Source organism: Lihuaxuella thermophila (assembly GCF_900110165.1).
GTDB classification, from domain to species: Bacteria; Bacillota; Bacilli; order Thermoactinomycetales; family Thermoactinomycetaceae; genus Lihuaxuella; species Lihuaxuella thermophila.
Window position 1 is genome coordinate 130,677 of record NZ_FOCQ01000010.1, and the last position, 11,396, is coordinate 142,072.

The 11,396-nt window shown below is 50.8% G+C and carries 8 protein-coding genes and 1 riboswitch; all 8 genes read left to right on the forward strand.

From position 1 onward, the window contains the following. Positions 1–20 precede the first annotated feature (20 nt). The 8 genes from BMW55_RS12570 (at position 21) to BMW55_RS12610 (ending at position 11,122) form a co-directional block, all read left to right on the forward strand. On the forward strand, positions 21–674 hold the full coding sequence (locus tag BMW55_RS12570) for a D-sedoheptulose-7-phosphate isomerase (protein ID WP_089969757.1): 654 nt from the start codon (positions 21–23) through the stop codon (positions 672–674). Beyond that, the gene (locus BMW55_RS12575; protein WP_089969759.1) at positions 652–1,626 is read left to right on the forward strand and encodes an ROK family protein; all 975 of its coding nucleotides are present in this window, start codon (positions 652–654) and stop codon (positions 1,624–1,626) included. Before BMW55_RS12570 ends, BMW55_RS12575 begins: the two co-directional genes overlap by 23 nt. A 230-nt stretch (positions 1,627–1,856) precedes the next feature. Continuing rightward, complete coding sequence (locus BMW55_RS12580; RefSeq protein ID WP_089969761.1) at positions 1,857–2,831, forward strand: AAA family ATPase; 975 nt, start codon at positions 1,857–1,859, stop codon at positions 2,829–2,831. 13 nt (positions 2,832–2,844) lie between these two features. Beyond that, positions 2,845–4,053, forward strand: coding sequence for a DUF58 domain-containing protein (locus tag BMW55_RS12585; protein ID WP_089969764.1), 1,209 nt, complete (start codon positions 2,845–2,847; stop codon positions 4,051–4,053). After that, on the forward strand, positions 4,031–6,280 hold the full coding sequence (locus BMW55_RS12590; RefSeq protein WP_089969767.1) for a DUF4129 domain-containing transglutaminase family protein: 2,250 nt from the start codon (positions 4,031–4,033) through the stop codon (positions 6,278–6,280). Before BMW55_RS12585 ends, BMW55_RS12590 begins: the two co-directional genes overlap by 23 nt. A gap of 26 nt (positions 6,281–6,306) precedes the next feature. Beyond that, positions 6,307–6,408, forward strand: a riboswitch (purine riboswitch). A 323-nt stretch (positions 6,409–6,731) separates the two neighbouring features. Next, positions 6,732–8,270, forward strand: coding sequence for a glutamine-hydrolyzing GMP synthase (gene guaA / locus BMW55_RS12595; protein WP_089969801.1), 1,539 nt, complete (start codon positions 6,732–6,734; stop codon positions 8,268–8,270). A gap of 21 nt (positions 8,271–8,291) precedes the next feature. Then, on the forward strand, positions 8,292–9,623 hold the full coding sequence (locus tag BMW55_RS12600; protein WP_089969769.1) for an NCS2 family permease: 1,332 nt from the start codon (positions 8,292–8,294) through the stop codon (positions 9,621–9,623). A gap of 350 nt (positions 9,624–9,973) precedes the next feature. Next, positions 9,974–11,122, forward strand: coding sequence for a peptidase MA family metallohydrolase (locus BMW55_RS12610; protein ID WP_089969773.1), 1,149 nt, complete (start codon positions 9,974–9,976; stop codon positions 11,120–11,122). Positions 11,123–11,396: the final 274 nt, after the last annotated feature.

Genomic DNA, 11,396 nt, shown 5'->3' on the forward strand with positions numbered 1-11,396 from the left:
AGAGCAGAGGGTGGCTGGTGATGAACGAAATACTGGAGAAATTGTTCTCCGACCACGAAGATTTGCGATTATGTGAAAAAGAGATTAAACAAGCATATCAACTGCTGGTCGATTGTTATCGCCAAAACGGAAAAGTGCTGATATGCGGAAACGGGGGAAGCGCTTCAGACAGCGAACACATGGTTGGCGAACTGATGAAGGACTTTATGATCAGGCGCTCCCTCGCGCCTGAGATGAAAAAAAGGCTGGCCGACCAGTTTGGTGATGACGGAGTTTATCTGGCCGAACGCCTCCAAGGGGCACTGCCGGCCATTTCCCTGGTGAATCAGACCGCTCTGCAAACCGCGATCGCCAATGATATCGCAGCCGATCTTGTCTTTGCCCAGCAGGTGTGGGGGTACGGCCAACCACAGGATGTCCTGATCGGGATCAGCACATCCGGCCGGTCCAAAAATGTCATCCACGCTATGCAGGTAGCCCGGGCCAAAGGGTTAAAAACGATTGGCCTGACCGGGGGATCCGGCGGACGGATGCATGAATGCTGCGATGTAGTCATCTGTGTCCCCAAACATTCCGTGCCTGAGATACAGGAAAAGCATCTTCCGATCTATCATGCTCTTTGTACCATGCTGGAAAAGGAGTTTTTTGCCCGTGACAGTGCTAGCCGGATTTGACATTGGCGGAACGAAATGTTCTGTCTCGATTGCAACGGTATCTGGAGAGCAACCGAAGATTTTGAACAAAATCAAATATCCCACACCTCCATCGCCCGACGAAGCCTTGGAAAGGGCCATCGCATCTTTGCATCAGTTGATCAAAGAAGAAAAAGTGGACCGGATCGAAGCGATTGGCATCAGTTGCGGAGGTCCGCTGGACAGCAAACGCGGCCTTATTCTCTCGCCTCCCAATCTGCCGGCATGGGATGGAATCGATGTGATCCGGCCGTTCCGGGAATTTGGAGTCCCCGTGGGCTTGCAAAATGATGCCAATGCCTGCGCTCTGGCAGAGTGGACCTGGGGGGCGGGCCGGGGCTGTGACAATATGATCTTTCTAACGTTTGGTACAGGCATGGGAGCAGGGCTTATTTTGAATGGGCAGCTTTATGCGGGAGAGAATGATATGGCGGGAGAAGTGGGGCATATCCGGTTAGAGGAAGACGGACCGGTGGGGTATGGGAAAGCCGGCTCATTTGAAGGTTTCTGCAGCGGAGGTGGCATTGCCCGACTGGCCAGGCAGATGGCGGAAGAACGGATTCGGGCGGGCAATCCCCCTTCCTTCTGCCGCCATTTGGATGAGTTGCCCCATGTGACGGCCGAAACGGTGGGGCGTTCCGCCCGTAACGGAGATCCGCTGGCATTGGAGATCTATCGTATTGTCGGGGAGAAGCTCGGCAAAGGCCTGGCCGTCTTGGTCGATATTCTCAACCCGGAACGGATCGTGATCGGCAGTATCTACGGAAGGCAGCAAGAGCTGCTCAAACCGATCGTCATGGACGTATTACAAAAAGAAGCGTTGCCGCACAACTTGTCCGTCTGCCAAATTGTTCCCGCCGGGCTCGGCGAATCAGTCGGGGATCTGGCCAGCCTGTCCGTTGCGATGCAAATGTGCAAACAGATACACAGGTAAGCAGAAGTCGCCCTAGCGGCGGCTTTTGTTCTCTTCATCGTTTGAACAAGGGAATGGAGTCTGGAGCCGGGATAATCGGATGCAAAGCGTGGCAGGATCCTGGTTAAATCGGTTGATTGGGCTTGCAACCGGTTTTTAACAAACCGTCAAACAAATCCGCTATAATAATTGTATAGAAACGATTGAATATTCCCTGATGCAGAAACTTTCATGCAAGCGGAGGAATCATCATGACGAACCAAATCGGGCCGAATCCGGCTTGGGATCAGGAAAATGAGTGGGTAAAAAAGATGATTCAAAATATCGAAAAAGTGCTAATCGGCAAACGTTCTGCGATCGAGCTTTGTTTGGTGGCCCTTCTTTCCAAAGGGCATGTGCTGTTGGAGGATGTTCCCGGCGTGGGCAAAACGATGCTCGTCAAGGCGCTGGCTCGTTCGCTCGGTTGCAGGTTCAGCCGGATTCAATTTACCCCGGATTTGCTTCCGTCAGATGTGACGGGCGTCTCGATCTTTAACCAGAAGACGCTGGAATTTGAGTTTCGTCCCGGCCCTTTGATGTCGCATATCATTCTGGCTGATGAAATCAACCGCACTTCGCCCAAGACCCAAGCGGCCTTGCTGGAAGCCTTAGAAGAAGGCAGTGTCACGATCGACGGAACTACGTACTGCTTAAAGGCTCCTTTTTTTGTGATGGCTACCCAAAACCCGATTGAATATGAAGGAACGTTTCCGCTTCCCGAAGCCCAACTGGACCGCTTTCTGCTCAAACTTCATCTGGGTTACCCGACTCATTCGCAAGAAACGGAAATGCTCAAGCGTTTTAAGTATAAACATCCGATTGAAGATGTGGAAGAAGTGTGGTCTCTGCAGGAGTTACTTCATTTGCAGGAGCAGGTTCACGAGGTGTTTGTCGAAGATTCGCTGATTGAGTATATGGTGAACATTGTTGATGCCACCCGCCGTGAAGCGGACATCTATCTTGGAGCCAGTCCCCGGGCCTCACTCGCCCTCTACCGCGCTTCCCAAGCCTTGGCTCTTCTCCGGGGCAGAATGTACGTCATTCCGGATGATATCAAGTTTCTGGTTCCGTATGTCCTGTCTCACCGAATTCTCTTACACTCGGAAGTGCATATGAAAGGACAGACTCCGGAGAAAATTTTGGCACGCTTACTCAGTCAGGTGTCTGTTCCCGTGATGCGGAAATAAAAGGGTGAGACAAATGAACCGTGAGCTGACAGGTTTAATCTCATTGGCCGCTTTGACCCTGATCTGGTCGATTCTGACTTATGCCTGGGGCGGCTTTGTAACCGGTTTTCTTTTCTATAGTTTGCTGTTTCTTCTCTTGTACGAAATCCTCGTCTATGTCTCGTGTGTTCGGGGTTTGTTCGTCAAGAGGGAAATTTCCAGTCCCGTTCTCACGGCAGGGCAGAGCCTGCATGTGTCCATCAAGCTGTCGCGGCCATATGTGTTTCCCTTTACTTGGCTGATCCTCCGGGATCAAAACGATCTGGAGAAGCGCTCGTCGCTCGGCAAATCCTCATTTCTGGTTGAAAATGAGAGAACGGTGGATCTGGATTACAAAATTTACGGTGTCAGGCGCGGGCGTTATCATTTTAACCAATTGGAATGCACAGCCGGCGATCTGTTTGGCATCGTGGAGAGGAAAGTGTTTTGCTGGGAGCCGCAGACCGTCAGGGTCTATCCTGAGATTCAACCCGTTTCCTACTGGCTGACTTATGCCGTTCATCGGGGGAACCGGATGCAGAGATACCGGCCAAACGCACAGGATGTAACTTTCGTTTCCGGGCTCCGAAACTACCGGGTCGGAGACCGCTTGCAACAAATACACTGGAAAGCAACTGCACGCGGCCAGGGGATCAAAGTTAAAGAGTCAGAACAGGAAACCGCCTGTGAATATATATTTGTTCTGGACCAGGATCAAAGCGCTTACCAGCGGCTGCCCGGGGAACTGTTTGAACGGGCGGTCTCTCTGGCCGCCTCGCTCATCCACCACGCCATCTCCCATCGGTTGGTTTTTTCTTTAGTTTTGACAGGTGCTTCTCCCCTTTATGTGAATGGAGGCCGAAGCCGGGAACATCTGATCAGGGTGCTGGAATATTTGGTCGATGTCAAACCGGACGGGCAACTCTTGCTTCCCGCCCTCGTCAGCCACGGGGGCATCCCGTGGAGTAAAAACAAACGGGTGGTTCTGATCAGTCCGCGTATCGATGAACAGGTTGGCGCTTTTCTTCATCAATTACGGAAGAAAAAAGTGGATGCTGAGCTTTTTTGGATTGCCGATTCATCCGCCCCCGTCAGGCAACCGCACGAAATCTTGCAGCAATGGCCCGTATGGAAAATCGATCAGCCTTCCTTTGACCTGTCCATGAAGGGAGGTGTGTGGATTGGCTCAAAGCGCTCTCCATGAAATGAGCCGTCTGAAAAAGGCTGGTTTGCTTCTGGTAGCGGCTTTGCTGTTTTGGGAAATGCTGAAACCCCTTTCTGAAATCACGGATACGGATCGGATCGGCACCTTTTTCTTTGGTTTTATCCTCTTCCTTCTCATACGCTCCAGCCGTTTTACTTTCTGGATTCAGGCCCTGCTTGCAGGAATCGTCATTTACAATCTGATGAACAGTATTTTTTACCCGGACCTTCATTTTGCAGATAGCGGTTGGTATACCCATCTCATGGCAGATGTTGCCGCTGAATGGCGGGAGATGGACCTGGGTGCTTTTTTTACCGCCCGGTATCCCGTGATTCGTTCCTTCTGCTTTTTTCTCGTACTCTGGTCTGTAAGCAGATGGTGGATTCACTGGTTTATGTCCGCAAAATGGATTTATATCCCCTTTGTCCTTACTGTTTTTTATCTGGCCGTTTTGGAAGGAGGCCCGGGCTATGAGGCAAAGGACGCCGTGATCCGTGTCATCATTTATGCGGTTTGCTGCTTATCCTGGGTTCAATGGGAAACCTTGCGCCTGCGTCTGCCGATTCTGGTTGAAGCGCCGAGGGGGTGGGCACGATGGACAGCCCTGCTCTTGATCTTGTTTGTCTGTGTGGGAGCTGTGCTGCCCAAGTTTCCGGCTGCCGCCGACGGGGAACTTCCCTTTTGGGATTGGGAAGGAGGAAACGGCGCGGGGACCGGGGGCAAGCGGATCGGTTACAGCCGCGATGATACCCGCCTGGGTGGCCCCCTTCACCTCGATCATAAAATCATCTTTCAGGCGAAAGCAGAGGAATTGTATTATTGGCGCGGGGAAGCCAAAAACTTCTATACGGGCAGGGGATGGGTGCTCACGGATCGCGAATTTGTCCAACAGCCAAGAAACAGTATGGAAGAGACAGAGAACGGCTGGGTCGACCTTGTCGAGTCGCAATTGTTTTCCAATCTGTTCGGTCATACGAAAGTAAAGAAAAACCGCGTGGATGTACGCTTTTTGAAGCCCATGTACACGACCATGTTTGTCCCGGGCCAATTGAGGCGAATCTACCGGATTGACGGAACCCGGCCGATGGGCAAATTTGATGTGATTACGGATCCGTTCTCTTCCACCAGCTATATCCGTTCCCTGTCTGAGCAAAAATTTGCAAGCTATTCGTTGGAGGCGGAAATTCCGGTCATTGATGAAGAAAAGCTGCGCCAACAGCCGGCACCCTCTGAGACGGAGCGGAGGATGATGATGGAAGCGACCCGCCTTCCGGAAACCGTTCCGGACAGGATTCGGGAATTAACGCTCCAAGTGACCCAATCAGCCAAAAACCCGTATGATAAAGTACAAGCGGTCGAAAGTTTTTTAAAGACCGGAGGGCAGTTTCGGTACGACCTTCATGCCCCGGAATTGCCGGAGGATCAGGATTTTGTCGACCACTTTTTGTTTGAGAGCAAACGGGGCTATTGTGATCACTTTTCCAGTGCCATGGCGGTCATGCTGAAGTCCGTCGGCATCCCTGCCAGATGGGTAAAAGGATTTGCTCAGGGGGAAAGCCGGTTCAACCGGCAGACACTCCAATATGAAGTAACTGTAAGAAACAGCGATGCCCATTCCTGGGTTGAGGTGTATTTTGCCGGTGTCGGCTGGATTCCGTTCGACCCTACCCCTTCCTTCTACCTGCCCACGCTGTATGATCTCCCATCGTCCGCCGATCAAGGAGCTGCAACACAAGCTGACCCGTACGGGAACCAGGGGCAGAACCAAAATCGTTTATTGGAAAAACAGTTGGAGCGTGACAACCGGAACCAGCAGACCAATGACGAGCATCTGAATGTTTCCGAGAACGGGCAGCCTGCTTTTTGGCTAAATCTTTTTCTCGTAGTGCCGGGGGTGCTCATCAGTATGTTTCTCCTCTGGTTGTCCAGGAGAAAAATCGGTTGGTGGATGCTCTACCTTTTCCGCAGGCCCGAAGATCGCCAGACATTTGTCAAGGCTTATCAACGTTTGCTGGGATGGATGGAAGCAAGGGCCGGAAAAAGGAGGAAAGATCAAACACTGAGAGAGTATTGGCATTCCGGCCGCTGGATGCCCCCCTCGGAAGAAACAGTGGCTTTGACCAGATTGTATGAAGAAGCGCGTTATGGGAAAAACGAAAAAAGACAGACAGACTGGCAGCAAGTACGGGAACATTGGAAAGTAATGCTAAAAAAGCATCGTCCTTGACCGCTTCAGAACGGCTCTGGTATGATATTTTCTGGTTGATCTAGACTCGTATATATTCAGGGATATGGCCTGAACGTTTCTACCCGGCTGCCGTAAACAGCCGGACTACGTGTTATAGGTCGCCGGATGCCTAATGCTTCTTCATACGATGTGACAGAATTGTGAAGAAACTGGGGAACCGGGTCCTATATCGCCAAAGAAGCGGTATAGGCCCTGGTTTTTTTGTATACCAGTCCATTCGTGCGCAAGCGCGTTCCGGAAATGGTTTTCCGCCTTGCTCCGATGCAGTGCAGTGTTGCTCCGCCGGAAACAGAATCCTCCGTTTCGCCGTGTCTATGGCTTTCACCGGCTGACACAATCTGGATATGAAAACTGGATCGTCCGGGGAGGCCTGAACACCCGTGCGACCGCCATCGGGGCAAATCACACAGGAAGAAGAGAGGGAATAGCGATGGATCAGTCATTTGAACGTGTTGTCGTCCTGGACTTCGGAGGACAGTATAATCAATTGATCGCCCGCCGGATCCGTGATCTGGGTGTATTCAGCGAATTATTGCCTTACAACACTTCCGCTGAAGAACTGAAAAAGATGAATCTGAAAGGGATTGTCTTTTCCGGCGGTCCTAACAGCGTCTATGAAGAAAATTCCCCCAAATGCGATCCCGAAGTGTTCAATCTCGGGCTTCCGATTTTGGGGATTTGCTATGGAATGCAAATGATTGCGTATCATTTTGGCGCCAAAGTAGACCGTGCCGAAAAGCGGGAATACGGAAAAGCAGAACTTGATATCGTGTCTGAAACTCCATTGTTTAAAGGCATGGATAAAACACAGACGGTCTGGATGAGCCACAGTGATGTAGTCACGGCCCCGCCCGGAGGTTTCAGGGTGGACGGCAAAACGCATTCCGCTCCGATCGCGGCGATGAGCCATCCGGAAAGACAAATTTATGCAGTTCAATTCCATCCCGAAGTTCGCCATTCCGTATACGGAAACGAAATGCTGCGCAACTTCTTATATGAAATATGCAAATGCTCCGGGAACTGGAACATGGAGACGTTTATCGAAGACGCGGTCGAGGAGATCCGGGAGCGCGTAGGTGACCGCAAAGTCTTGTGCGCGCTCAGCGGCGGTGTGGATTCCTCGGTAGTGGCCGCTCTCATCCACAAAGCGGTCGGCGACCAATTGACTTGTATGTTTGTGGACCACGGTTTGCTGCGCAAAGGTGAAGCGGAAAGCGTGATGAAAACGTTCAGCGACAATTTTCGGATGAACGTGGTCAAAATCGACGCCAAAGACCGCTTCTTGAAGAAATTGGCCGGTGTCACCGATCCGGAACAAAAAAGAAAAATCATCGGCAATGAGTTTATCCGTGTCTTTGAAGAGGAATCGGCCAAATTTGGCGACCATCAATTCCTCGGACAAGGGACGCTGTACACCGACATCATTGAATCGGGAACGGATACGGCTCATACCATTAAATCTCACCACAATGTGGGCGGATTGCCGGAAGATATGAAGATGGAACTCATCGAGCCGCTCAACACGCTGTTCAAAGATGAAGTGCGCAAGGTTGGGAAAGAATTGGGCTTGCCTGACGAGATCGTCTGGCGTCAGCCGTTCCCCGGACCGGGTCTCGGCATTCGGGTCATCGGAGAAGTGACCGAGCATAAGCTCAACATCGTCCGCGAATCTGACGCGATCTTAAGGGAAGAGATCAAAAAAGCGGGTTTGGATCGTGAAATCTGGCAGTACTTCACCACCTTGCCCGACTTCCGCAGCGTGGGGGTCATGGGGGATGTTCGCACTTATGCTTACACGGTCGGCATTCGCGCGGTTACCTCGATCGACGGGATGACGGCGGATTGGGCAAGAATTCCGTATGAGGTGTTGGAACGTATTTCCAACCGCATCATTAATGAAGTCGAAGATGTAAACCGCGTTGTTTATGACATCACCTCCAAACCGCCGGCCACCATTGAATGGGAATAATAACAACAGGAGAGAATATCCATGGCGCAAACAACATCCGGACGACTGGCTCGTTATTTTGGTTTCGCCGAACACGGGACAAACTTGAAAACAGAAGTCTTGGCCGGGCTTACAACTTTCTTTACCATGGCTTATATTTTGGTTGTCAACCCGGCAACCTTGAGCAAAGCCGGGATGGATCTGGGAGCTGTGTTTGTGGCAACCGCAGTCTCGGCAGCCATCGGCACTTTCTTGATGGGGATCGTGGCCAACTACCCCATTGCGCTGGCGCCGGGAGTGGGGTTAATTGCTTACTTTGCCTTTACGGTTGTCCTGGGGATGAAAGTTCCGTGGCAAACCGCATTGGGTGCCGTATTTATTTCAGGAGTACTGTTTCTTTTGTTGACGGTGACCAAGGTTCGCGAACTGATCATCAATTCCATTCCCGCGGGATTGAAATACGCGGTTTCCGCCGGAATCGGGCTATTTATCGCTTTTATCGGACTGAAGAACGCCCAGATCATCATTCCGTCCGAAGCGACATTTGTCACGTTTAATCCGGGGATCACCACCCATCCGGGCATCCTGCTGACCCTGTTCGGCCTTCTCGTTACCCTGTTTTTGATGATTCGCAGGATCAAAGGTGCCATTTTTATCGGAATGGTGGTAACTGCGGTTGCGGGAATGATCACCGGACAAGTAAAAGTTCCGGTAAAAATCTTCGACCTGCCCCCAAGCCTGGCTCCAACCTTTTTTCAATTGGACATTGCCGGCGCTTTCGACTTGGGACTGATCACGATCGTTTTTTCCTTCTTGTTTGTAGATCTGTTTGACAATGCCGGTACATTGGTGGGAGTCACCAGCCAGGCCGGGCTCTTAAAGGATAACAAGCTGCCCCGTGCCGGGCGCGCGCTGATTACGGATTCGATTGCCACCATGACAGGTGCCGTTTTGGGTACATCCACGGTCACTTCGTATATCGAATCTTCAGCAGGCGTGGCTTCAGGCGGTCGGACAGGCATGACTTCTGTCACGACAGCCGTTTGTTTTGCAGGTGCGTTGTTCTTCTTCCCGCTGGTCGAAACGTTTGCTTCTGTCGCGGCCATCACTTCGCCGGCACTGATTATCGTCGGAGTGCTCATGGCGAGCAACTTGAAGAAAATCGAATGGGAATCCTTCTCAGAGGCAGTTCCCTCGTTTTTAACCATCGTGATGATGCCTTTATCGTTTAGCATTGCCACAGGTATTGCGGCTGGATTTATCTTGTATCCCCTGTGCAAACTTTTTGCCGGCGAGGGAAAAAAAGTTCATCCGATCGTTTATGTTTTGGGGGTTGTGTTTGTTCTGCGATTCATATTCCTGGGGAGCATCTAACTAAACAAAGTCAGATGAAGAGCTTTCTTCCCGCGAGGCTGATCGCCGGGGAGAAGGCTCTTTTTTTCTGTGAAAGTGTGCTGTTTAAGGGTGTTTCTGTGATTTGCTTCGGGGGGCGGCCGGCCGTGTTGCCCGACGCTCTTGACCCCGGCAAAGAAGCAAAAACTATCCGCTCGCCCCTCGCTTCAGCCGTGATCAAACTCGCTGTCGCTCAAACAGGTGATCCGCTTCATCCCGGGTTATAACCGGCTGTCAGCTCCTTATCATCCCGAATCCCTTCCTGATCCGTATATTTTCCGGTTGTTTTCTCAAAATAGAAAAAGGTGTTGCCGAGAGGAGGAAAATGGAACTTGTTAAGACGCGGACTGATTCATCTTTGTATCCTTCTTCTCATATCGGGAATCAGCCAGCAGATTTGGCTTGCAGAAGCGTATGCGGAAATGGCTGCCCGTCCCGATTCCGATGAGAAGATGGTTCGTGAGTTGGTAAAACAAAAAGAACAAGCCGTTAATCAAAGAAAGTGGCGGTCCTACCTAAGGCTTCTTGACCCTGCGAAGAAGATGTATATCCAGGAGCAAAAAAGGTGGTTTCAGGATGCTGTTCAATACATCGATGCAGGTTCTTTTCGCTTGAAAGTTTTGTCAGTAGTACCGCTGAACAAAGATCAAATGTGCGTTTGGGTCCATCAGTCGTATACGAAAAACGGAAAGATGTATGCCGTGAAATTTCCGCTATTATTCCTGAGGACCCGGCAAGGATGGAAGGATGCGGATTTGGCGTTTAAACAGTTGCCAAGTGATTTTATAACCGTTTATTATTCGGATTCTTCATTGGAAGACCAGGCGCATATTGCCCTGGACACCTTGAACAAAGCGGTATATGTCTTCAAACAGAGATTTGATTGGTCACCGGCCCGGATCGAAGTGAAGCTGTATCACGATCCCGAGTTGTTCCGCCAATCGGTCAAACCTTCTCTCCCTTCATGGGCGGGAGGCTGGCACGAAGCAGGCGAATCCATTAAGTTGATCGGCGGGTTGCCCAATTCCGCCGTGTTTGCCTCAGGGCTGGTTCATGAACTGACACATCAGATGGTTAGCGAGCTGACCAATGATAATGCGGCTTACTGGTTGCAGGAAGGTGCTGCGATGTACTACGAACTACACCTGCTGCCGGGATTGCATGACGGATATTCGCTGGAATGGGATACGGAGCAGATGATGTCCGTATCCGAATTGGAGCATACCAACTTGGAACGATTGTCCCCTCGCGAAGCGGCCCGATACTATCAAACTTGCTACCGGCTGTTTTCATATTTGATTGAAACCTATGGGGATCAACAAATACAGAAGGTTTTCTCCGTATTGAGAAAAAGTCCCCCCGTCGATGTAGACAGCAGCCAAAAACTTCGGTTGTTGAACGAGAAAACCGGGGAGGCCGTTCGGGAAGTGCTGGGCATCAGTATGGAAGAACTGGATAGGAATTGGAGAAGAACAAAGTAAAAAAAAGTGTTGACTTATATTGAGAGACCATGTTATATTAATCAACGTCGCTGATGCGACAACTTGTCTCCCGCAAGGAGGGAGGCAGCAAACAAACAAGAAAAAAGTTGTTGACACGATCTTGCGGGTGTGATAAGATGTATCTTGTCGCCGCGAGAGCGGTTGGTAACGAAAAAAGAAAGAAAGTGTTCCTTGAAAACTAAAGAGTGACACACGACCTGTTGATTCTTTTTGAGCAGTCAAACTTTGATGGAGAGTTTGATCCTGGCTCAGG

Excerpts from the sequence above, each read along its gene's own strand:
- BMW55_RS12570 (WP_089969757.1), top strand. The coding sequence starts at position 21 with ATGAACGAAATACTGGAGAAATTGTTCTCCGACCACGAAGATTTGCGA.
- BMW55_RS12580 (WP_089969761.1), top strand. The coding sequence starts at position 1,857 with ATGACGAACCAAATCGGGCCGAATCCGGCTTGGGATCAGGAAAATGAG.
- BMW55_RS12585 (WP_089969764.1), top strand. The coding sequence starts at position 2,845 with ATGAACCGTGAGCTGACAGGTTTAATCTCATTGGCCGCTTTGACCCTG.
- guaA (WP_089969801.1), top strand. The coding sequence starts at position 6,732 with ATGGATCAGTCATTTGAACGTGTTGTCGTCCTGGACTTCGGAGGACAG.
- BMW55_RS12600 (WP_089969769.1), top strand. The coding sequence starts at position 8,292 with ATGGCGCAAACAACATCCGGACGACTGGCTCGTTATTTTGGTTTCGCC.